18 protein-coding genes are annotated in these 23473 nt (G+C 68.0%); 12 read left to right on the top strand and 6 right to left on the bottom strand.

The features are described from left to right. Positions 1 to 30: 30 nt before the first annotated feature. From uvrB to ASE44_RS03290, 11 genes are all read left to right on the top strand, one after another. Positions 31 to 2097 (top strand): excinuclease ABC subunit UvrB, encoded by a 2067-nt coding sequence (uvrB, locus tag ASE44_RS03340; RefSeq protein WP_056777426.1) that lies wholly within the window; start codon positions 31 to 33, stop codon positions 2095 to 2097. A 79-nt stretch (positions 2098 to 2176) separates the two neighbouring features. Continuing rightward, a complete protein-coding gene (gene uvrA, locus ASE44_RS03335) occupies positions 2177 to 5068 on the top strand; it encodes an excinuclease ABC subunit UvrA (protein WP_056005682.1) in 2892 nt (963 codons plus the stop codon). A 1-nt stretch (position 5069) separates the two neighbouring features. Then, on the top strand, positions 5070 to 6995 hold the full coding sequence (uvrC, locus tag ASE44_RS03330; protein ID WP_056005680.1) for an excinuclease ABC subunit UvrC: 1926 nt from the start codon (positions 5070 to 5072) through the stop codon (positions 6993 to 6995). Between the two features lie 34 nt (positions 6996 to 7029). Next, positions 7030 to 7911: an RNase adapter RapZ gene (rapZ, locus tag ASE44_RS03325; protein WP_056005678.1), complete on the top strand. Its 882-nt coding sequence runs from the start codon at positions 7030 to 7032 to the stop codon at positions 7909 to 7911. A gap of 126 nt (positions 7912 to 8037) precedes the next feature. Beyond that, a complete protein-coding gene (gene whiA, locus ASE44_RS03320; protein WP_056005675.1) occupies positions 8038 to 9015 on the top strand; it encodes a DNA-binding protein WhiA in 978 nt (325 codons plus the stop codon). A gap of 157 nt (positions 9016 to 9172) precedes the next feature. Continuing rightward, positions 9173 to 9799: a superoxide dismutase gene (locus ASE44_RS03315; protein ID WP_056777423.1), complete on the top strand. Its 627-nt coding sequence runs from the start codon at positions 9173 to 9175 to the stop codon at positions 9797 to 9799. 122 nt (positions 9800 to 9921) lie between these two features. Next, complete coding sequence (gene gap, locus ASE44_RS03310) at positions 9922 to 10929, top strand: type I glyceraldehyde-3-phosphate dehydrogenase (RefSeq protein WP_056005669.1); 1008 nt, start codon at positions 9922 to 9924, stop codon at positions 10927 to 10929. 135 nt (positions 10930 to 11064) lie between these two features. Then, entirely contained in the window at positions 11065 to 12282 is a 1218-nt protein-coding gene (gene pgk / locus ASE44_RS03305; protein ID WP_056005666.1) for a phosphoglycerate kinase, read from the top strand. After that, positions 12270 to 13073, top strand: a complete 804-nt coding sequence (gene tpiA, locus ASE44_RS03300; protein ID WP_056777418.1) for a triose-phosphate isomerase — start codon at positions 12270 to 12272, stop codon at positions 13071 to 13073. Before pgk ends, tpiA begins: the two co-directional genes overlap by 13 nt. Positions 13074 to 13207: 134 nt before the next feature. Beyond that, positions 13208 to 13456, top strand: a complete 249-nt coding sequence (gene secG, locus ASE44_RS03295) for a preprotein translocase subunit SecG (protein ID WP_056005661.1) — start codon at positions 13208 to 13210, stop codon at positions 13454 to 13456. 79 nt (positions 13457 to 13535) lie between these two features. After that, positions 13536 to 13898, top strand: a complete 363-nt coding sequence (locus ASE44_RS03290; protein WP_056005659.1) for an RNA polymerase-binding protein RbpA — start codon at positions 13536 to 13538, stop codon at positions 13896 to 13898. A gap of 87 nt (positions 13899 to 13985) precedes the next feature. On the opposite strand, the gene pgl is transcribed toward ASE44_RS03290, so the two are convergent. The 6 genes from pgl to tkt are packed head-to-tail and all read right to left on the bottom strand — an operon-like array spanning position 13986 to position 22135. Continuing rightward, the gene (gene pgl / locus ASE44_RS03285; protein WP_056777415.1) at positions 13986 to 14774 is read right to left on the bottom strand and encodes a 6-phosphogluconolactonase; all 789 of its coding nucleotides are present in this window, start codon (positions 14772 to 14774) and stop codon (positions 13986 to 13988) included. Then, positions 14774 to 15736 carry a glucose-6-phosphate dehydrogenase assembly protein OpcA gene (locus ASE44_RS03280; protein ID WP_056777412.1) on the bottom strand — a complete coding sequence of 321 codons (963 nt, stop codon included), beginning with the start codon at positions 15734 to 15736 and terminating at the stop codon, positions 14774 to 14776. The genes pgl and ASE44_RS03280 overlap by 1 nt, the downstream gene beginning before the upstream one ends. Beyond that, a complete protein-coding gene (zwf, locus tag ASE44_RS03275) occupies positions 15733 to 17277 on the bottom strand; it encodes a glucose-6-phosphate dehydrogenase (RefSeq protein ID WP_056005651.1) in 1545 nt (514 codons plus the stop codon). The genes ASE44_RS03280 and zwf overlap by 4 nt, the downstream gene beginning before the upstream one ends. Before the next feature lie 23 nt (positions 17278 to 17300). Further along, a complete protein-coding gene (locus ASE44_RS03270; RefSeq protein WP_056777410.1) occupies positions 17301 to 18914 on the bottom strand; it encodes a glucose-6-phosphate isomerase in 1614 nt (537 codons plus the stop codon). After that, positions 18911 to 20020, bottom strand: coding sequence for a transaldolase (gene tal / locus ASE44_RS03265; RefSeq protein ID WP_056777407.1), 1110 nt, complete (start codon positions 20018 to 20020; stop codon positions 18911 to 18913). The genes ASE44_RS03270 and tal overlap by 4 nt, the downstream gene beginning before the upstream one ends. A 24-nt stretch (positions 20021 to 20044) precedes the next feature. Beyond that, positions 20045 to 22135: a transketolase gene (gene tkt, locus ASE44_RS03260; protein ID WP_056005642.1), complete on the bottom strand. Its 2091-nt coding sequence runs from the start codon at positions 22133 to 22135 to the stop codon at positions 20045 to 20047. A 374-nt stretch (positions 22136 to 22509) separates the two neighbouring features. Here tkt and ASE44_RS03255 point away from each other — a divergent pair, with 374 nt between their 5' ends. Further along, complete coding sequence (locus ASE44_RS03255) at positions 22510 to 23430, top strand: heme o synthase (RefSeq protein ID WP_056005639.1); 921 nt, start codon at positions 22510 to 22512, stop codon at positions 23428 to 23430. The last annotated feature ends 43 nt before the right edge of the window (positions 23431 to 23473 follow it).

The raw sequence follows: 23473 nt of genomic DNA, 5'->3' as shown, positions 1-23473 counted from the left end.
GCTGTCGGTGGTCCTCCGTAGACTCGGAGTATGGAACCAACACGCGCCGTCCGCCCCTTCGAGGTGATCAGCGAGTACGAGCCGAGCGGCGACCAGCCCGCCGCCATCGAGCAGCTGTCCGGGCGTATCAACGCCGGCGAGACCGACGTCGTGCTCCTCGGCGCGACCGGTACCGGCAAGTCGGCGACCACCGCGTGGCTCATCGAGGCGGTCCAACGCCCGACCCTCGTCCTCGCGCACAACAAGACACTCGCAGCGCAGCTCGCGAACGAGTTCCGAGAACTCATGCCGAACAACGCGGTCGAGTACTTCGTCTCCTACTACGACTACTACCAGCCGGAGGCCTACGTCCCGCAGACCGACACCTTCATCGAGAAGGACTCGTCGATCAACGCCGAGGTCGAGCGGTTGCGCCACTCGACGACGAACTCGCTGCTCAGCCGTCGAGACGTCATCGTGGTCTCGACCGTCTCGTGCATCTACGGTCTCGGGGCAGCGGAGGAGTACCTGGAGGCGATGGCGGCCCTGCAGGTCGGCCAGAACATCGGGCGCGACCGGCTCATCCGCAAGTTCGTCGGCATGCAGTACAACCGCAACGACGTCGACTTCTCGCGCGGCAACTTCCGTGTACGCGGCGACACCATCGAGATCATCCCGGTCTACGAGGAGCTGGCGATCCGCATCGAGTTCTTCGGCGACGAGATCGAGGCGCTCTACGCCCTGCATCCGCTGACCGGCGATGTCGTCAAGAAGCTCGACGCGGTGTCCGTCTTCCCGGCCTCGCACTACGCGGCCAGCCCGCAGACGATCCAGCGCGCGATCGGCACCATCCAGGAGGAGCTCGCCGAGCGGTTGCAGTCCCTGGAGCGTGAGGGCAAGCTCCTGGAGGCCCAGCGGCTCCGGATGCGGACGACCTTCGACCTCGAGATGATGCAGCAGATCGGGTTCTGCTCGGGGATCGAGAACTACTCCCGCCACATCGACGGCCGCTCGGCCGGCGAGGCCCCGAACTGCCTCCTCGACTACTTCCCCGACGACTTCCTCACGGTCATCGACGAGTCGCACGTCACGGTGCCACAGATCGGCGCGATGTTCGAGGGCGACGCCTCGCGCAAGCGGACGCTCGTCGAGCACGGATTCCGGCTCCCGAGCGCGATGGACAACCGGCCTCTCCGCTGGGACGAGTTCAAGAACCGGGTCGGCCAGACGGTCTACCTCTCGGCCACGCCCGGCAAGTACGAGATGGGCATCGCCGACGGCATCGTCGAGCAGATCATCCGCCCGACCGGTCTCGTCGACCCGGCCATCATCGTCAAGCCGTCCAACGGCCAGATCGACGATCTGCTCGAGGAGATCCGCGTCCGCGCCGAGCGCGACGAACGCGTCCTCGTCACCACGCTCACGAAGAAGATGGCCGAAGAGCTCACCGACTTCCTCACCGAGGCGGGCGTTCGCGTCAGGTATCTGCACTCCGACGTCGACACGCTGCGGCGCGTCGAGCTGCTGAGCGAACTCCGTCAGGGCGTCTACGACGTCCTCATCGGCATCAACCTCCTGCGCGAGGGACTCGACCTCCCCGAGGTCTCGCTCGTGGCCATCCTCGACGCCGACAAGGAGGGCTTCCTGCGGTCATCGACCTCGCTCATCCAGACCATCGGTCGCGCCGCGCGCAACGTGTCCGGCGAGGTCCACATGTACGCCGACGTCCTGACTGACTCGATGAAGCGCGCGATCGAGGAGACCGATCGCCGCCGTGAGAAGCAGGTGGCGTACAACGAGGAACGCGGCATCGATCCGCAGCCACTGCGCAAGCGGATCGCCGACATCACGGAGGCACTCGCGCGCGAGGGTGCCGACACCGCGGCACTCCTGGCGGGACGCGACAACGGCAAGAAGAAGAGCCCGACGCCGAACCTCAGACGCGAGGGCATCGCCGCCGAGGGCGCGAACGATCTCGAGTCGATCATCGCCGACCTCAACGCGCAGATGCTCGCCGCCGCGGCGGAACTCAAGTTCGAGCTGGCCGGCCGGCTCCGCGACGAGGTCTCCGAATTGAAGCAGGAATTGCGGCAGATGGCGAAGGCCGGACACATCTAGCCGGAGGCTTCGCTGAGAGCGCAGTACCACAGACACCGCTCGGGAGTCCGGTGTCGGTGGTGCTGCGTAGACTCGAAGGGTGTCAATTGCCAAGGTAGATCACCACTCAACGCTCAGTGTCCGCGGTGCCCGCGTGCACAACCTCCAGAACGTGGACCTCGAGATCCCGCGCGACTCGCTGGTCGTCTTCACCGGCCTGTCGGGCTCCGGGAAGTCCTCCCTCGCCTTCGACACGATCTTCGCCGAAGGGCAGCGACGATACGTCGAGTCGCTGTCGGCGTACGCACGGCAGTTCCTCGGTCAGGTCGACCGCCCGGACGTCGACTTCATCGAGGGTCTGAGCCCCGCGGTCTCCATCGACCAGAAGTCGACCAACCGCAACCCGCGATCGACCGTCGGAACGATCACCGAGGTCTACGACTACATGCGTCTCCTGTGGGCGCGCATCGGTGTCCCGCACTGCCCCGTCTGTGGCGAGGTCATCCAGCGCCAGACGGTGCAGCAGATCGCCGACCAGCTGATGGAGCTCGAAGAGCGTCGCCGGTATCAGATCGTCGCCCCGGTGGTGAGCCAGAAGAAGGGGGAGTTCGTCGACCTCTTCAAGGAGCTCTCGGCGAAGGGCTTCGCCCGTGCGATCGTCGACGGTGAAGCGATCCAGCTCGCCGAGCCCCCGACCTTGAAGAAGCAGGTCAAGCACGACATCGCCGTCGTCGTCGACCGCCTCGTGGCCGGCCCCGAGATCCTCGGTCGCCTCACCGACTCGCTCGAGACCGCCCTCCAGCTCACCGACGGCCTCGTCACCATCAACTTCGTCGACGAAGAGGGCGACGACGCATGGCGGACGTTCTCCGAGAAGCTGTCCTGCCCGAACAACCACCCGCTGCAGCTGACCGAGATCGAGCCACGGACGTTCTCCTTCAACGCACCGTTCGGTGCGTGCCCCGAGTGCTCCGGCCTCGGTACGCGCATGTCCGTCGATGCCGAACTCCTCCTCGGCGACGAGGAGCTCAGCATCAACGAGGGCGTCATCGTCCCGTGGACCACGCAGGGCAAGGGGCTGTACCAGTACTACGAGAAGCTGCTCGACGGTCTCGCCCGCGACCTCGACTTCTCGCTCGACACCCCGTGGCGCGACCTGCCGGCATCCGTCCAGGAGGCGGTGCTCCGCGGCGACAACTTCAAGGTCAAGGTGAAGTGGAAGAACCGCTTCGGACGCGAGATGAGCTACTCGTCGGGCTTCGAGGGTGTCATCCCGTACATCGAGCGCCAGTACCTGCAGGCCGACACCGACAGCCAGCGTGTGCGCTGGTCCGAGTACCTCCGAGAGGTCCCGTGCCAGGTGTGCGGCGGACGCCGCCTGAAGCCCGAGGTCCTGTCGGTCCTCATCCACGAGCACAGCATCGCCGAGGTCGCCGAGCTGAGCCTGTCTGACGCCCGGGCCTTCATGGACCGTCTCGAACTGAGCGACCGCGAGGCCCACATCGCCGCGCAGGTCCTCCGCGAGATCAAGGTGCGGCTCGACTTCCTCATCCAGGTCGGTCTCAACTACCTCGACCTCGCCCGCACCGCGGGCTCGCTGTCCGGTGGTGAGGCACAGCGCATCCGCCTCGCGACGCAGATCGGTTCCGGCCTGACCGGTGTCCTCTACGTCCTCGACGAACCGAGCATCGGCCTGCACCAGCGCGACAACCGCCGCCTCATCGAGACCCTCGTGGCCCTGCGGGACCTCGGCAACACGCTGATCGTCGTCGAGCACGACGAGGACACCATCCGCACCGCGGACTGGATCGTCGACATCGGCCCGGGCGCCGGGGTCAACGGCGGCAAGGTCGTGCACTCCGGTTCCTACGAGGCGCTCGAAGCGAACACCGAGTCGCTGACCGGCGACTACCTGTCCGGTCGGAAGGCCATCGAGATCCCGGCCAAGCGCCGGCCGATCGACACGAAGCGCCAGATCCAGGTGATCGGAGCGCAGGCGAACAACCTGAAGAAGGTCAGCGCCGACTTCCCACTCGGTGTCCTGACGGCCGTCACCGGCGTGAGCGGATCCGGTAAGTCCTCCCTCGTCAACGACGTCCTGTACCGCGTCCTCGCGAACAAGTTGAACGGTGCACGCAAGTTGCCCGGCAAGCACACCCGCGTCACGGGTCTCGAGCACCTCGACAAGGTCATCCACGTCGACCAGGCCCCCATCGGTCGCACGCCGCGGTCGAACCCGGCCACCTACACGGGCGTGTTCGACAAGATCAGGAACCTCTTCGCCGAGACCCAGGAGGCTAAGGTCCGTGGGTACCTGGCCGGGCGGTTCAGCTTCAACGTCAAGGGCGGCCGGTGCGAGGCGTGCTCGGGCGACGGCACGATCAAGATCGAGATGAACTTCCTGCCCGACGTCTACGTCGCCTGTGAAGTGTGCGGGGGAGCGCGGTACAACCGCGACACCCTGACCATCCACTACAAGGGCAAGAACATCGCCGAGGTGCTCGACATGCCGATCGCCGAGGCGGCGGAGTTCTTCGAGCCCATCTCCTCCATCCACCGGTTCCTCAAGACGCTCGTCGAGGTCGGACTGGGTTACGTCCGCCTCGGTCAGAGCGCCACGACGCTGTCGGGTGGCGAGGCCCAGCGGGTCAAGCTGGCGACGGAGTTGCAGCGCCGGAGCAACGGCCGGAGCGTCTACGTGCTGGACGAGCCGACGACCGGCCTCCACTTCGAGGACGTCCGGAAGCTGCTCCTCGTGCTCAACGGCCTGGTCGACAAGGGCAACACGGTCATCGTGATCGAGCACAACCTCGACGTCATCAAGTCGTCGGACTGGCTCATCGACATGGGTCCCGAGGGCGGGGCCGGCGGCGGGACGGTCCTCGCCACCGGCACCCCTGAGCACCTGGCGACGGTCCCCGGCAGCCACACGGGCTTCTTCCTGAACGAACTGTTCGAGGCAGAGGCCGGCGGCAGCCGCAAGGCGGGCTGACGTGGCGGCTGCCCGCGGGGGGAGCGGCCTGGCGTACCGGCCGAAGGCAGGGGAGATCCCCACCCTGCCCGGCGTCTACCGCTTCAGTGACGACTCGGGGAGGGTGCTCTACGTCGGCAAGGCGATGAACCTCCGCGCGAGGTTGAGCAACTACTTCGCACCGCTGCACACGCTGCACGAGCGCACCCGGCGGATGGTCACGACCGCGACGGGCGTGACCTGGACGACGGTCGGAAGCGACGTCGAGGCGTTGCAGTTGGAGTACACCTGGATCAAGGAGTACGACCCGCCCTTCAACGTCAAATTCCGCGACGACAAGTCGTACCCGTACCTCGCGGTGACCCTCGGCGACGAGGCACCGCGCGTCATGGTGACCCGCAACACCCGGATCCCCGGAGCCAAGTACTTCGGTCCGTACCCCAAGATCTGGGCCGTCCACGACACCGTCGACCTCATGATCAAGGTCTTCCCGATCCGCACCTGCTCGGACTCGGCCTACAAGCGCGCCATGGCGTCGGGGAAGCCGTGCTTCCCCGGTCAGATCGGACGCTGCGGCGGGCCATGCTCCGGGAAGGTGTCCATCCAGGAACACCGCGCCATCGTCGACGACTTCGTCTCGTTCATGGTGGGGAACGACCGCCGGTTCACGACGCGGATCACGGCCGACATGAAGGCCGCGGCGGCGCGCCAGGACTACGAGTCCGCAGCGGTGTACCGGGATCAGCTCCAGGCGCTCGACCAGGTACTCGCGAAGAGCGCCGTGGTGCTCCGCGACGCCGTCGACGCCGACCTCTTCGGCATCGACCACGACGAGCTCGCGGCGTCCGTCCAGCAGTTCATCGTGCGCGGCGGACGCATCCGCGGTGTCCGTTCCTGGACCGTCGACAAGGAACTCGACATGTCGACGGCGGAACTCGTCGACAGCGTCGTCCAGCGGGTCTACGCCGCCGCGAACGGGCCCGATGTCCCGCGCGAGGTCCTCGTTCCCGAGCTGCCCGACGACGCTGCCAGCCTCGAGGACTGGCTCGCCGAGCGCCGCGGTTCCAAGGTCGCCGTGCGGGTCGCCCAGCGTGGCGAGAAGGCGACGCTCATGGAGACCGCCGTCGTCAACGCCAAACAGGCCCTGATGCTCTACAAGACCCGTCGCAGCTCCGACTTCGTGGCCAGGACCCAGGCACTCGAGGACATCCGGGACGCCCTCGGCATGACCGAGGCGCCGCTGCGGATCGAGTGCTTCGACGTCTCGCACCTGAGCGGTACCAACATCGTCGCGTCCATGGTGGTGTTCGAGGACGGACTCTCCCGGAAGGACGAATACCGTCGCTTCGGTGTCGCCGAGTCCACCGACGACACCGACTCGATCTACCAGGTCGTGTCGCGTCGCCTCGCCCACCTCACGTCGAGCGAACCGGTCGAGACGGTCGACGAGACGACCGGGGAGCGCAAGCGGCGCAAGTTCACCTATCCGCCGCAGTTGCTCATCGTCGACGGCGGGCAACCGCAGGTCGCGGCCGCCGCTCGCGCGCTCGAGGAGTCGGGTCTGACCGGGATCACCCTGTGCGGGCTGGCGAAGCGACTGGAGGAGATCTGGCTCCCGGACGACCCGTACCCGGTGATCCTGCCGCGGGGGAGCGAGTCGCTGTTCCTCCTCCAGCGGGTGCGCGACGAGGCGCACCGGTTCGCCATCAGCTTCCAGCGCCAGAAGCGCAAGCGCGACATCTCCACCGTCCTCGGTGAGATCCCGGGGCTCGGCCCTGCGAAGGTGCGTGAGCTCCTGCGCCACTTCGGCTCCGTCGCACGGCTGAAGACCGCGACACCGGCGGAGATCGAGGAGGTGAAGGGCATCGGCGGCAAACTGGCGGCGACCGTGTACGAGGCCCTGGCCTCGGGTTCCACGGGGCCCTCGGCCGGCCCCAGGAATGGGTAGGCTGGGACTTCAAACCTTCGAGGAAAGCGTGTCGATGACCCCGGGCCAGCCGCAGCATCAGCAGGAAGTGCTCATCGTCACCGGGATGTCCGGCGCCGGCCGCTCCACGGTCGCGAACGCTCTCGAAGATCTCGGCTGGTACGTCGTCGACAACCTGCCGCCACAGATGCTCCGGCCTCTGGTGGACCTCGCCGAGCGCGCGGGTTCTCGCCTGCCGCGGATCGCGGCGGTCGTGGACGTCCGCGGGCGCGACTTCTTCAGCGAGCTGCAGGAGATCGTCCCGGCGCTCCGAGGCGGCACGCATCTCCGCATGATCTTCCTCGAGGCGACCGATGCGGCACTCGTGCGCCGGTTCGAAGCCGTCCGCCGCCCGCACCCGCTGCAGGGCGAGGGGACGATCCTGGACGGCATCGTCGCCGAGCGGCACCGCCTGAGCGAGATCCGGGAGTCGAGCGACGTCATCATCGACACGAGCGACCTCAACATCCATCAACTCGCCACCACCACCCGCGAGCTCTTCGCCGGCGCGGAGACGCCCGGCGTGCAGGTGACCGTGTTGAGCTTCGGCTTCAAGTACGGGCTCCCGCCCGACGCGGATCTCGTCGCCGACATGCGGTTCCTCCCGAACCCGTTCTGGGTTCCCGAGCTCCGTGCGTTGAGCGGCCAGGACGCCGAGGTCAGCGAGTACGTCCTCTCCCAGCCGGGTGCGTCGGAGTTCCTCGAGAGCTATGCGCACGCCCTTGAGCCGGTGCTGGCCGGCTACCAACGCGAGAACAAGCGGCACGTCACCATCGCCGTCGGATGCACCGGCGGTAAGCACCGTTCGGTCGCCGTCGCGCTCGAACTCGCCGACCGGCTGCGCAGCCAGTCCGGCGTCGCCGTGCACGTCCGGCATCGGGACCTCGGGCGCGAATGACGCCCATCGGGCCGGGCGCATCCGCGTCCGAGCCCATGCGATCCGGGTGCACCACGCCCCCGGATCGAGAACATGCAGGATCGCCGCCGCACTCCGACGGCGCGATCACGACAGATAGGAACCACCGTGGCCCTCACCGCCGACGTCAAGAACGAACTGGCGCTCGTCCGCGAGACCCGCAACTCGGTCCGTGCGGCCGAACTCGCCTCGCTCCTCCGCTTCTCCGGCGGACTGCACACGATCTCCGGACGGGTGGCCATCGAGGCGGAACTCGACAGCCCGACCCTCGCGCAACGCGTGCGGCGTGACATCGGCGAACTGTACGGGATCCGCAGCGAGATCCTCGTGCAGAACCCCGGCAGCTCCGGTAAGCCGACCCTCTTTGTGGTGCGGGTCATCGAGGGGGGCGAGACCCTGGCGCGCCAGACAGGACTCCTGGACGCCCGCCGTCGCGCGGTGCGTGGGCTCCCCAACCGACTGACCACCGGCTCGCGCGATGAGCTCTCCGCCGTCTGGCGCGGTGCGTTCCTCGCGACGGGTTCGCTCACGGATCCGGGCCGCTCCGCCTCGCTCGACGTCGTGTGCCCGGGGAACGAGTCGGCCATGGCCCTCGTCGGCGCGGCGGGTCGGATCGGCGTCCCGGCGAAGGCCAGGGAGGTCCGTGGCATCCACCGGGTCGTGATCCGTGAGGGCGACGCGATCAGCGGCATGCTCTCGCTCATGGGCGCCACCGGCACCGTCACGTCCTGGGAGGAGATGCGTCAACGCAAGGAGGTCCGCGCGACCGCGAACCGCCTGGTCAACTTCGACGATGCCAACCTCCGTCGTTCCGCACAGGCCGCCGTCGCCGCGTGCGCGCGGGTCGAGCGAGCGCTCGAGATCCTCGGTGACGAGGTCCCCGAGCACCTGCAGTACGCCGGTGCGCTCCGCCTCGACCACCGCGAGGCCAGCCTGGACGAGCTGGGGCACTTCGCGGATCCGCCCATGACCAAGGACGCCATCGCGGGCCGCATCCGTCGGCTGCTCGCCATGGCCGACAAGCACGCGAGCGATCTCGGCATCCCCGGCACCGACGCCAACCTCCCGGCGGACTACGAGGACTGATCCCGCCTGTCGCTCGACGCCGACGACGTATCGTCGCGGTTCGTCATCCTGGGAACAAGCCCCGTCTCGCCGTGGTTGCCGCTCGCTAGACTGGGCCGTGACGCTCAGAGCCGTGTGCAGACAGCGCACGGGACAACACGAGGAGATCACACAGAACATGGCTGTTTACTCACTGCCCGAATTGCCGTACGACTACACCGCGCTCGAGCCGCACATCAGTGCGACCATCACGGAGCTCCACCACGACAAGCACCACGCCACCTACGTGGCCGGTGCGAACACGGCCCTCGTGAAGCTCGAAGAGGCGCGCGACGCCAACGACTTCACGAACGTCAACAAGCTGGAGAAGGACCTCGCGTTCAACCTCGGCGGCCACGTCAACCACACCATCTGGTGGAACAACCTCTCCCCGGACGGCGGCGACAAGCCGACGGGTGAGCTCGAGTCGGCGGTCGACGAGTACTTCGGCAGCTTCGACAAGTTCCAGGCCCACTTCACCGCGGCCGCGCTCGGCGTCCAGGGCTCCGGTTGGGCTGCGCTCACCTGGGACACCCTCGGTCAGCGCATCAACATCCAGCAGTTCTTCGACCAGCAGGGCAACTTCCCGGCCGGCACCGTCCCGCTGCTGCTGCTCGACGTGTGGGAGCACGCGTACTACCTGGACTACAAGAACGTCCGCGCCGACTACGTGAAGGCGTTCTGGAACATCGTCAACTGGGCAGACGTCCAGGCACGCTTCGAGGTCGCGCGCAAGCAGACCAACGGCCTGCTGGTACTGTCGTAGTAGACCGGTCCGTCCCGGTCCCTGGGGCCGGGACGGACCACTTCCTCCTCAGTCGAGGAGGCGCTCACTCCGAGCAGACCGTACAATCGCGCCGTCTGGCGCCTCAGTATCAGGAGTCATCTGTGTCCGTCAAGATCGGCATCAACGGCTTCGGCCGCATCGGCCGCAACTTCTTCCGCGCCGCCCTCGCCAAGGGCAGCGACCTCGAGATCGTCGCAGTCAACGACCTCACCGACAACAAGGCGCTCGCCCACCTCCTGAAGTACGACTCCATCACGGGTCGTCTGGACGCCACGGTCGAGCTCGACGGCGACAAGATCATCGTCAACGGCAAGCCCATCATCGTCCTCGCCGAGCGCGACCCCGCCGACCTCCCCTGGGGCGAGCTGGGTGTCGACATCGTCATCGAGTCGACCGGCCGCTTCACGAAGTCCGACGACGCGCGCAAGCACATCACCGCCGGCGCCAAGAAGGTCCTCGTCTCCGCTCCCGCCACCGGTAGCGACGTCGCGACCATCGTCCTCGGCGTGAACGAGGGCACCTACGACGCCGCGACGCACGACATCATCTCCAACGCGTCCTGCACCACGAACTGCCTCGCGCCGCTCGCCAAGGTGCTGCTCGACAACTTCGGCATCGAGCGTGGCCTCATGACCACGGTCCACGCCTACACCGCCGACCAGAACCTGCAGGACGGCCCGCACAGCGACCTCCGTCGTGCACGCGCTGCGGCCGTCAACATCATCCCGACGTCGACCGGTGCAGCCAAGGCACTCGGCCTCGTCATCCCGGAGCTCGTCGGCAAGCTCGACGGCTACGCCCTGCGCGTTCCGGTCCCGACCGGTTCCATCACGGACCTCACGGTCGAGCTGACCAACCCGGCCACGGTCGAGGAGATCAACGCGGCCTACAAGACCGCCGCAGAGGGTCCGCTCAAGGGCATCCTCAAGTACACCGAGGACCCGATCGTCTCGAGCGACATCGTGACCGACCCGCACTCCTCGATCTTCGACGCCGGCCTCACCAAGGTCATCGGCACGCAGGTCAAGGTCGCCTCCTGGTACGACAACGAGTGGGGTTACTCCAACCGCCTCGTCGACCTCACCGAGTACGTCGCGGACCGCCTCTAACCACCGGCGGTCTGACCACCTCCTCACCAGAGCAGCCAGACACCGCATGGTCCGAACGGGCGTCCTGAACCAGCTTCAGGGCGCCCGTTCGGCTTCCTCGGCGGCCGTCGGCTCAGTGCAAGAAAGACCTTCTCCATGACCCTTCGCACCCTCGACTCGCTCGGAGCCCTCGGCGGCCGTCGTGCTGTCGTCCGCCTCGACCTGAACGTCCCGCTCAAGGACGGCGTCATCACCGACGACGGACGCATCCGCGCGGCGCTCCCCACCCTGAACGCGCTCATCAACCAGGGCGCTCGCGTCGTCATCGTCTCGCACCTCGGACGCCCCGACGGATCGCCGGACGCGAAGTACAGCCTCGCCCCCGTCGCTCAGCGCCTGTCGGAACTCCTCGGCAAGCCGGTGACCTTCGCTGCCGACACCGTCGGAAGCGCCGCGAGCGATGCCGTCGCCGCCCAGACCGACGGCGACGTCGTGCTGCTCGAGAACCTGCGGTTCAACTCGGCCGAGACCAGCAAGGACGCCGGCGAGCGCGAGGCGTTCGCCGCGAAGCTCGCCGCATTCGGCGATGTGGTCGTCTCAGACGGCTTCGGCGTCGTGCACCGCAAGCAGGCGAGCGTGTACGAACTCGCGAAGCTCCTCCCGAGCGCAGCGGGTCTGCTCATCTCCACCGAACTCGAAGTCCTCGATCGCCTGACCGAGACCCCCGAGCGGCCGTACACGGTCGTCCTCGGCGGCTCGAAGGTGTCCGACAAGCTGGGCGTCATCGGCCACCTGCTCCCTCGCGTCGACTCCTTGCTCATCGGGGGCGGCATGCTCTTCACCTTCCTGGCGGCACAGGGCCACTCGGTCGGATCGAGCCTGCTCGAGGCCGACCAGATCGACACGGTCCGCGGCTACCTCGCGAAGGCGGAGGAACTCGGCGTCACCATCGTGCTGCCGACGGACGTCGTCGTCGCGGCCGGGTTCAGCGCCGACGCCGAGCACGTCGTCCGCCCGGCTGACCGCATCGAGGACACCCCGTTCGGCGCGAAGGGTCTGGGACTCGACATCGGACCCGACACCGCCAAGGCGTTCGCCGAGATCGTGGCCGGATCGAAGACGGTGTTCTGGAACGGTCCGATGGGCGTGTTCGAGCTGGCCCCCTTCGCCGCCGGCACTCGCGCGGTCGCGGAAGCACTCACCCGCACGGACGGCCTCAGCGTCGTCGGTGGCGGTGACTCGGCCGCAGCGGTCCGCGCGCTCGGCTTCGATGATGACCAGTTCGGTCACATCTCAACTGGTGGCGGCGCAAGCCTCGAGTTCCTCGAGGGCAAGCGTCTGCCTGGACTGGAGGTCCTCGGATGGCAGCAGTAACCCCCGGGCGCACGCGTGTGCCCCTCATCGCCGGCAACTGGAAGCTCAACCTGGATCACCTCCAGGCCATCGCCCTCGTCCAGAAGCTCGACTGGACGCTGAAGGACGGCAAGCACGACTATGCCGACGCCGAGGTGGCGATCTTCCCCCCGTTCACCGATCTCCGCTCCGTCCAGACGATCGTCGCAGCCGACAAGCTCAAGCTCGCGTACGGTGCTCAGGACCTCTCCCAGCACGACTCGGGCGCCTACACCGGCGAGATCTCCGGCGCGTTCCTCGCAAAGCTCGATTGCGCGTACGTCCTCGTCGGCCACTCCGAACGTCGGACGCTCCACAATGAGACCGACGAGCTCGTCCGGGCCAAGACGGCTGCCGCCGTGCGACACGGTCTCGTCCCCGTCATCTGCATCGGTGAGACGGCCGAAGACCTCGAACAGCACGGCCCCTCCGCGGTCCCCGTCGCGCAGCTCCGCGCGGCGATCGACGGACTCGGTCGCGATGCCGACATCGTCGTGGCGTACGAGCCGGTCTGGGCCATCGGGTCCGGACAGGCGGCGACGCCCGACCAGGCGCAGCAGGTCGCGGCAGCACTGCGCAGCACGCTCGCCGAGGTCCTCGGAGACGAGGCCGCACAGCGCACGCGCATCCTGTACGGCGGCTCCGTGAAGGCGTCGAACATCGCCGGTTTCATGCGCGAGCCCGACGTCGACGGCGCGCTCGTCGGCGGCGCGAGTCTGCTCGCGGAGGAGTTCGCCGGTATCGCCCGGTTCTCGCAGCACGTCGGTCTGTGACGGGCTCCGACACCTGACACGCCAGGACGGCTCGGTCCGCGGCACCAGCCGCGGGCCGAGCCGTGACCGTTTCATCGTCGAGGTATACTGGACGGCGGTTCAGCCCCTCTGAACGCGAATGCGAAAGGTCTCACGTGGAGATTCTCCAGGTCATCCTGCAGGTGCTGCTCGGCATCACCAGCCTCCTGCTCACCTTCCTGATCCTGCTGCACAAGGGCCGCGGCGGCGGACTCTCCGACATGTTCGGCGGCGGGTCCTCCAGCAACCTCGGCTCCTCCGGCGTCGCTGAACGCAACCTGAACCGCTTCACCGTCATCCTCGGCCTCACCTGGGGCGCCTGCATCGTCGTGATCGGGCTGCTGACGAAGTTCGCCGCCGCGTAGTCGGCCGCGACGCCCGCCAGCGGGCCGCACTCCACCAAACATCCGACCGCTCTCGACAGCACGAGAAAGAGAACACACCATGGCATCAGGCGGAAGCGCAATCAGGGGATCACGCGTCGGCGCTGGTCCCATGGGCGAACAGGACCACGGCTACCACGCGGACCGCATCGCCATCTCCTACTGGGACGCCCTCGGCAACGAGACGATCCGTCACTTCGCGGCGAACGTCCCGGACGAGGAGATCCCGGAGACGATCGACTGCCCGACCTCCGGCCTCCCCGCCGGACGAGACAAGGCGAACCCGCCCGAGGTCGCGAAGCTGGAGCCCTACAAGACCCACCTCGCGTACGTGAAGGAGCGTCGCACCGAGGCCGAGGCCGAGGAGTTGCTCGAAGAAGCGCTGCAGCAGCTCCGTGCACGCCGCGGCACCGTGTCGAAGTAGCGTCGACCACCAGGACCACGAAGAAAGGCCGTTCCCCGGGGGGAACGGCCTTTCTTCGTGGTCCTGTCGACGCGCCCGCTGTGCTGTCTAGTACTCCGGCAGGATCAACGAGTCGGGGACCTCGGCGGCGGCCTCCTGGTCGACGAAGAAGACCGTCCGTTTCCGACCCTTTGCCCCGGCGGCAGGAACCTCGTTGTAGCTCGCGCCGGCGAGGGCGAGCCCCAAGGCGGAGGCCTTGTCGGTCCCGGCGAGGACGAGCCAGACCCGGACAGACGAGTTGATCGCCGGACGCGTGAGGCTCAACCGCTCGGCCGGCGGCTTGGGGGAGTTCCGGACCGGGACGACCGAGGTGTCCGTCACCGAGACCTCCGCACGTTCCGGGAAGAGCGATGCGATGTGGCCGTCGGGGCCGACCCCGAGGAAGGTGATGTCGAACCGCGGATGGGATTCTCCGGGCTTCGCGAACCGACGGAGCTCGTCCGCGTACCGGACCGCGGCCGTGTCGAGGTCGATCCCGTCCTCCGGCGCCGGGTAGCCGTGCACGTGCTCAGCGACGAGAGCGCGCTCGGGGAGACCCAGCAGGCTGTCGAGGAGCGCCTCCCGAGCCTGCAGCTCGTTCCGATCGGCATCGTCGCGCGCGACCCACCGTTCGTCTCCCCACCAGAGGTGTACCCGGGACCAGTCGACCCGGTCGCGATCCTTCGACACGGCGACCGCGGCGAGCGTGCCGGTCCCGACCGTTCCGCCGGTGAGGACCACGTGCACGGTGTCCTGGGACTCCAGGAGTTCGCGGGTCCGGGACAGGAACCGTTTGGCGACCGAGGTCGTCAGTTGGTCGCGGTCCTGATAGACGAGGACGCGTCGCTCGGTCGGCATCAGCTCGTCCGAGCGCGCAGCGTGACCGGCTCGCCGAGTCCGGGGAGGCCGACGGTGATGACCTGGCCGTACAGCACGTCCGGGTCGAGCGTCCGCAGCTCCTCCGCGAGGCAGTCGCGCAGACTACGACGGGGGAGGGACAGGTCGTGCGTCGGCTGACCGGGCTGGATGAGCGTCGCGATGTCGGGCACGGGGCGCTCGAGGACGACGTTGCCGGAGGCGCGCGTCAGTCGGACCCCGTGGATGCCACTGGAGCCGTGGGCCATGCTGAGCTCGTGGGTGACGTCGACCTGCAGCTGGAGCTGCAGCCACGCTGCCAGGAGTTCGGTCGACGGCGAGTCGGAGGCACCGGACACCTCGATGGCCGTGACCGGCTCGTACGGAGGCTGGTCCAACACGGCAGCGAGCTGCGCGCGCCACAGGGTGAGTCGGGTCCAGGCGAAGTCGGTGTCGCCCGGGGCATAGTTGGCCGCACGGCCGCGCAGGGCGGCGTGGGTGTCCGCCGCCGCGGACGCGTCGGTGATGCGACGCTGGGCGATGCGGCCGATCGGGGAGGTCGAGACGCGCTCCGGCGCCTCACCCGGCCACCAGGCCACGACGGGGGCGTCGGGCAGCAGCAGGCCGGTGACGAGGCTCTCCTCGTTCTCGGCCACCGCACCGTAGGCGCGGAGGATGACGACCTCGCTCGCGCCGGCGTCGCCGCCGACGCGGATCTGGGCGTCGAGCCGGTCTCCGATCGTGGAGTCGTTGTCGTCGTGCTCCGTGGAGAGGACGATGACGCGCATCGGGTGCTCGCGCGAGGCCTCGTTGGCGGCCTCGATGGCCTCCTCCTCCGCGCCGAGGCGCGTGGAGATGACCAGGGTGAGCACGCGACCGAGGGCGACCGCGCCGCCATCCTCGCGGATGGTGACGAGCGCCTTCGACAGCTTGCTGGTGGTGGTGTCTGGCAGGTCTACGATCATGGTCGTCTCCAGGTGCGTCCGTCGCGGGTCATGAGGTCGTCGGCGGAGGACGGCCCCCAGGTGCCGGGAGCGTACTGCTCGAGCGGCTGGTCCTGTGCCGCCCAGTACTCCTCGATGGGGTCGAGGATCTTCCAGGAGAGCTCGACCTCCTCGTGACGGGGGAAGAGCGGGGGGTCGCCCAGGAGGACGTCGAGGATGAGTCGTTCGTACGCTTCGGGGCTCGCCTCGGTGAAGGCGTGTCCGTACCCGAAGTCCATGGTCACGTCGCGGACCTGGGTTCCGGCCCCTGGAACCTTCGAGCCGAAACGGATCGTGACACCCTCGTCGGGCTGGACCCGGATGACGAGCGCGTTCTGCCCGAGCGCCGAGGTCTGGCTCTCGGCGAACAGGTACTGCGGAGCGCGCTTGAACACGACGGCGATCTCCGTGACACGACGCCCGAGGCGCTTGCCTGCACGGAGGTAGAACGGCACGCCGGCCCATCGTCGCGTGTTGATGTCGAGACGCATGGCCGCGTAGGTCTCCGTCGTCGAGGCGGGGTTCATCCCGTCCTCGTCGAGGAAGCCGAGCACATGCTCACCGCCCTGCCAGCCACCGGCGTACTGCCCACGGGCGGTCGCCGCGCCGAGGTCGTCCGGCAGGCGGACGGCCGCGAGGACCTTCTCCTTCTCCGCGCGGAGATCCGAGGCGTTGAAGGAGATGGGCTCCTCCATGGCCGTGAGCGCGAGCAGCTGCAGCAGGTGGTTCTGGATGACGTCGCGCGCCGCGCCGATGCCGTCGTAGTACCCGGCACGACCCCCGACGCCGATGTCCTCGGCCATGGTGATCTGGACGTGGTCGACGTAGTTGGCGTTCCAGATGGGCTCGTAGAGCTGGTTGGCGAACCGGAGCGCCAGAATGTTCTGGACGGTCTCCTTGCCGAGGTAGTGGTCGATCCGGAAGATCGAATCCGACGGGAACACGGACTGCACGATGTCGTTCAGCTCGCGAGCCGTCTTCAGGTCACTCCCGAAGGGCTTCTCGATGACGACACGACGCCACTGCCCGTCCGCGGGCTCCGCGAGGCCGGATCGACGCAACTGCTCGGTCACCTGGGGGAAGGCCTTCGGGGGGATCGACAGGTAGAACGCGTGGTTGCCCATCGTTCCGCGATCCGCGTCCAGCTCCTCGATGGTGGCCTTCAGCTTCTCGAAGGCCGCGTCGTCCCCGAACTCGCCGGGGACGAAGCGGATGCCCTGCGCGAGCTGATTCCAGACGTCCTCACGGAACTCCGTGCGGGCGTACTGCTTCACCGAGTCGTGGACGACCTCCATGAAGTCCTGGTCCTCCCAGTCCCGTCGGGCGAACCCGACGAGCGAGAACCCTGGGGGCAGCAGCCCCCGGTTCGCGAGGTCGTACACGGCCGGCATCAACTTCTTGCGGGACAGGTCGCCTGTCACACCGAAGATGATGAGGCCGCTCGGACCGGCGATCCGATTGAGGCGCCGATCGGAGTCAACCCGCAGCGGGTTGGACTCCGGGGTGATTTCCACCGGGGACATGAAGCTCCTTGTGCAGTGACGCGTTAGTCGTTGACGGCGTCGAAGAGGGTGACGATGTTCTGGTCCGGCGACGTGAGGGTCAACGTGAGGACCGGACGACCGTGCTCGGCGAGGACGCGGGCGTCGCCACCCGCCTGGGCCTCGATGAGCTGGCCGAAGGTGAACGGTCGTTCCGGGATCTCCAGGTCGACGGGCGCCGTCTCGGTGATCTGCAGGAACACGCCGTTCGCCGGGCCGCCCTTGTGGTACTGACCCGTCGAGTGCAGGAAGCGCGGACCCCAACCGAAGGTGGTGGGGCGACCGGCCTTCGCCGCGACGAGGTCGCGGATGCTCTCGAGCTGGGGCGAGGCGAGGCGGTCGACGTAGCCCTGGATCGCGACGTAGCCGTCCTCCGGGAGCCTTGCGAGCAGTGCCTCGACGGCACCGGACAGGGTGGTCACGCCATCCAGGAGGTCGGTCGTCCCGCGGACCTCGATACCGTCGGCGACGAAGGCGGGTGCCTCAGGCTCCGGGCGGTTGTCGAGCAGCCCGCGCGTGGCGACCTTCGCCGACTCGACGTCGGGCTGATCGAACGGGTCGATGCCGATGAGGCGACCGGCGATCACGGTGGCGTACTCCCACACGAGCATCATCGCGCCCAGGCTGCCGCTCACGAGGATCTCGCCCTCGTGACGGTCGCGGGGGAGCAGGTGGAACTCGTGGGCGTCGTCGACGATCCGCACGATCTGCAGATCGGACGGCTTCGACTCCAACTCGGGTGCGAGCGGGTTGAGCACGACCGGCAGGAGTCCGCGACCGGACTTGCCGGTGGATTCGGCGATGAGCTGCTCGGCCCAGTCGGGGAAACCGACGATGTGCGTGCCGTCGGTGATGAGTCCGACCTTGTCGCGCAGCGGGACGGTACCGCCGAGCGCCGCGCCGAGGATGAGCCCCGGGTTCGACGCGTCGTCGATGGCCAGCTCACCGAGCACGGCGTCGGCTTCGTCGAGCAGCGCACCGATGTCGACCCCGGCGAGACCGGAGGGGACGAGACCGAACGCGGTGAGCGCGCTGTAGCGGCCGCCCACGTTCGGGTCGGCGTTGAAGATGCGGTAACCCGCCTCGTTCGCCGCCGCCTCGAGCGGCGAGCCCGGGTCGGTGACGATGACGATCCGACCGGCGGGGTCGATGCCGGCCGCCGTGAACGCAGCCTCGTAGGCACGTCGCTGGCTGTCGGTCTCCACCGTGGAGCCGGACTTCGAGGAGACGACGAGCACGGAGGTCTCGAGGCGGTCCGCGAGAGCCGAGAGCACCTGACCGGGTGCGGTCGAGTCGAGCACCGTCAGGTGGCCCCCGAGGGTGCCCGTGATGACCTCGGGTGCGAGGGAGGATCCGCCCATGCCCGCGAGGACGATGTGGTCGACACCCTGGTCGTTGAACTGCTCGCGCAGAGCGAGGATCGGCTCGACGAGCGGGCGGGAGACGGAGACCGCCTGCACCCAGCCGAGGCGCTTGGACGCCTCGGCCTCGGCTGCAGGACCCCACAGGGTGGGGTCCTGGTCGGTGATCCGCGATGCGACGAGGTCGCTGACGAGCGTCGGGACGACCGACGCGACGGCGGCCTCGGCCGCACCGCTCACGTGGATCTTGAAGCTCACTTGGAGGCCTCCAGCGCCGTCTTCACCGTCTCGAGCAACTCGTTCCAGGAGACGATGAACTTCTCGACGCCCTCGCGTTCGAGGAGCTCGGTGACCTCGTCGTAGGACACACCCTGCGCGGCGATCGCGTCGAGGACCTCGTTGGCCGCTGCGTAGGAGCCGGTGACGGTGTCGCCGGTGATGACGCCGTGGTCGAAGGTCGCCTCGAGCGTCTTCTCCGGCATGGTGTTGACGACACCGTCGGCGACGAGCTCGGTCACGTAGAGCGTGTCGGGGAGGTCGGCGGACTTGACGCCCGTCGAGGCCCAGAGCGGACGCTGCTTGTTGGCGCCGGCCTCGAGGAGGGCGGTGGCCCGCTCGCTCGCGAACTCCTGCTCGAAGACCTGGTAGGCCAGCTGGGCGTTGGCGACGCCGGCCTTGCTCTTCAGCGCGGCCGCTTCGGGGGTGCCGACGGCCTCGAGACGCTTGTCGATCTCCGTGTCGACGCGCGACACGAAGAAGGAGGCGACCGAGTGGATCGTCGAGAGGTCGTGCCCAGCCGCCTTGGCCTGCTCGAGACCGGTCAGGAAGGCGTTGATCACCTCGCGGTAGCGCGTGAGGCTGAAGATCAGGGTGACGTTGACGCTGATGCCGGCGCCGATGACCGCGGTGATGGCCTCGAGACCTTCGACGGTCGCGGGGATCTTGATCATCGCGTTGGGCTGGTTGACCTTGGTCCAGAGGGCCTTGGCCTGCTCGATCGTGGCAGCGGCGTCGTGGGCGAAGCCCGGCTCGACCTCGATCGAGACCCGGCCGTCGTACCCGCCGGAGGCGTCGTAGACGCCACGGAAGATCTTCGACGCGGACGCGACGTCGTCGGTGGTGATCTCGAAGACCGCCTCGGTGACGTCCTTGCCTGCTGCGGCCAGCTGGGCGACCTGCTCGGCGTAGACGTCGCCGTTGCTGAGCGCCGAGGCGAAGATGGTCGGGTTCGTGGTGACGCCGACGACGTTGCGGTCGGCGATGAGCTGCTCGAGGCCACCGGACTGGATGCGTCCGCGGGAGAGGTCGTCGAGCCAGATGCTGACGCCGGCGGCTGACAGCTGGGCGGTTGGGGTTTCAGTCATGTTCTTCTGTCTCCTTCGCCCGGGCTACTTGCCGAGCGTCTCGTGTGCTGCGGAGACGACTGCCTCCGTGGTGATGCCGAACTCACGGAACAGCGTCTTGTAGTCGGCGGAGGCACCGAAGTGCTCGATCGACACGGTGCGGCCGGCGTCGCCGACGATGCTCTTCCAGGTCAGGCCGAGACCCGCCTCGACGGAGACGCGCGCGGTGACGGCCTTCGGCAGGACGGACTCGCGGTACTCGGCGGACTGCTCCTCGAACCACTCGAGCGCGGGGACCGAGACGACGCGGGCGTTGACGCCCTCGCCGCGGAGGACCTCGCGGGCCTCGACGGCGAGCTGGAGCTCGGAACCCGTCGCGATGAGGATGACGTCGGGCGTGCCGTTCGGCGCCTCGGCGAGCACGTACGCACCCTTCGAGACGTTGGACGCGGCGGCGAAGGTCTCGCCGGACGCGTCGCCCGTGCCTCGCTCGAACACCGGGATGTTCTGACGGGTCAGCGCGATGCCGGTGGGGCCGCCGCGGCGCTTGAGGATCTCCAGCCAGGCGTAGGCGACTTCGTTCGCGTCACCCGGTCGCACGACGGCGAGGTTCGGGATGGCACGGAGCGAGGCGAGCTGCTCGATCGGCTGGTGCGTCGGGCCGTCCTCACCCAGGGCGACGGAGTCGTGGGTCCACACGAAGATGGACGGCACGTTCATGAGCGCGGCCAGACGGACGGCCGGACGCATGTAGTCGCTGAAGATGAGGAAGGTGCCACCGAACGCGCGGGTGGGTCCGTGGAGGACGATGCCGTTGAGGATGGCGGCCATCGCGTGCTCACGGATACCGAAGTGCAGGACGCGTCCGTACGGGTTGCCGGTCCACTCGTGGGTGGAGTGCTCGCTCGGGATGAACGACGCACCGCCCTCGATGGTGGTGTTGTTCGACTCGGCGAGGTCGGCCGAGCCGCCCCAGAGTTCGGGGATGACCGGGCCGAGGGCGTTGAGCACCTTGCCGGAAGCGGCGCGCGTGGAGACGTCCTTGCCTGCCTCGAAGACGGGCAGTGCGGACTCGACGCCCTCGGGGAGTTCGCCGGTCTCGAGACGCGAGAGCAGCGCAGCACGCTCGGGGTTGGCCGCGGCCCAGGCGTCGAACGCCTGCTGCCACTCGGCACGGGCCTCGGCACCACGGTCGATCGCCTTGCGGGTGTGCTCGATGACTTCGTCGGCGACGACGAAGCTCTGCTCGGGGTCGAACCCGAGGACCTCCTTGACGGCGGCGAGTTCCTCGGCACCCAGTGCGGAGCCGTGGATCTTGCCAGTGTTCTGCTTCTTGGGAGCCGGCCAGCCGATGATCGTCTTGAGGATGATCAGCGACGGCTTCTCGGTCTCGGCCTTGGCTGCCTCGATCGCGTCGTTCAGCGCGTGGACGTCTTCGACGTACTCGCCGGTCTGCTTCCAGTCGACGACCTGGACGTGCCAGTGGTACGCCTCGTAGCGAGCCTTGACGTCCTCGGTGAAGGCGATGTTGGTGTCGTCCTCGATCGAGATCTGGTTGGAGTCGTAGATCGCGATGAGGTTGCCGAGCTGCTGGTGGCCGGCGAGCGAGGAGGCCTCGCTCGTCACACCCTCCTGCAGGTCGCCGTCACCCGCGATGACGTAGACGAAGTGGTCGAAGGGGCTCGTGCCGGCGTCTGCTTCGGGGTCGAACAGGCCGCGCTCGAAACGGGACGCGTAGGCGAAGCCGACGGCGGATGCGAGGCCCTGGCCGAGCGGACCGGTGGTGATCTCGACACCCTTGGTGTGCCCGTACTCCGGGTGGCCGGGCGTCAGCGAACCCCAGGTGCGGAGCGCCTCGAGGTCGGAGAGTTCGAGGCCATAGCCACCGAGGTAGAGCTGGACGTACTGCGTCAGCGAGCTGTGCCCGACCGACAGCACGAAGCGGTCGCGCCCGAGCCAGTCCTGGTCCTTCGGGTCGCGGCGCATGACCTTCTGGAACAGGAGGTATGCGGCGGGGGCGAGACTCATCGCCGTCCCCGGGTGGCCGTTGCCGACCTTCTCGACCGCGTCGGCGGCGAGGATGCGCGCCGTATCGACCGCTTTGCTGTCAATGCTTTCCCACTGCAGATCTGCCACTGAATACTGACCCTTCTCATCGGAACAGGAGGCCGACGAGCGGTCGAGCCTTCTTCTGTACGTTCGCGGCCCACGTCGTCTTCGGCGTCCGAGCACACGACACCGCTCTTCGAACTGGGTGAAGGGGGCGCACGCGTGCACAGTGGCTGGCGAGCACTTCCCAGCATAGCGACAGACCGCAGCTGTCGGTCGATGTTCGACCAGCGCGAACACGGGTGGACTTTCGACGTCACAGAGCTTGCCGACGAGCCTGCCGGCGGTGAGCCGCGCGCAGCGCCCTCGCGGAGTACGGTGCGCCTCGCCGGTGTCGTAGAATCGTCTGCGGACCGCGTACCGGGCGAGCAGTGCGTGGTGAACCGAACGTTAGAGGAGCAATGGACGTCGCTGTAGCAGAACGTGTGTCGAGCCCCAGGCTCGGTTTCCGACGCAAGGCGAAGGCGTACATCGCCCTCACCAAGCCCCGGGTCATGGAACTGCTGCTGGTGACGACGATCCCGGTCATGATCCTCGCGAAGGGCGGCCTGCCGGACTGGTGGCTCGTCATCGCGACGGTGATCGGCGGCGCGCTCAGCGCCGGCTCCGCCGCAGCGTTCAACTGCTACATCGACCGCGACATCGACGCGGTGATGGACCGCACGAAGAAGCGCCCCCTCGTGACCGGCGAGGTCACGCCGCGCGAGGCCCTCGTGTTCGCCTGGACGCTCGGCGTCGTGTCGACGGTGTGGCTCCTCGCCACCACCAACTGGCTGGCCGCTTCGCTGTCGGTCGGCGCGATCCTCTTCTACGTGTTCGTCTACACCCTGTGGTTGAAGCGACGCACCCAGCAGAACATCATCTGGGGCGGGATCGCCGGTTGCTTCCCCGTCGTCATTGGTTGGGCCGCCGTCACCGGTTCGCTCACCTGGGCACCGATCATCCTGTTCGCCGTCGTGTTCCTGTGGACGCCGCCGCACTACTGGCCGCTGTCCATGAAGTACCGGAGCGACTACCAGGCCGTCGGCGTACCGATGCTCGCCGTCGTCCGCGGGCGGGCACAGGTCGGCCTGCAGGTCATCCTCTACGCCTGGGCCACGGTCGCCTGCTCCCTCCTGCTCATCCCCGTGGCGGACATGGGACTGCTCTACAGTGCGGTCGCCCTCCTGTCCGGCGGCTGGTTCGTCTACGAGACCCACCGCCTCTACAACCTGGCGATCCGCCACGAGCACGTCTCGCCCATGCGCGTGTTCCACGGTTCGATCACCTACCTGACCCTGCTGTTCCTCGCCGTCGGCATCGACCCGCTGCTCCCGTTCTGACCCGGTGGCTGACGCAGCGGAACGTGGCCGGCTGATCGCTGCG

The sequence above is a fragment of the Plantibacter sp. Leaf1 genome (genome assembly GCF_001421315.1).
GTDB lineage: Bacteria > Actinomycetota > Actinomycetes > Actinomycetales > Microbacteriaceae > Plantibacter.
The sequence above is the reverse complement of the archived record's forward strand: the minus strand, read 5'-3'. Positions and strand labels throughout refer to the sequence as shown.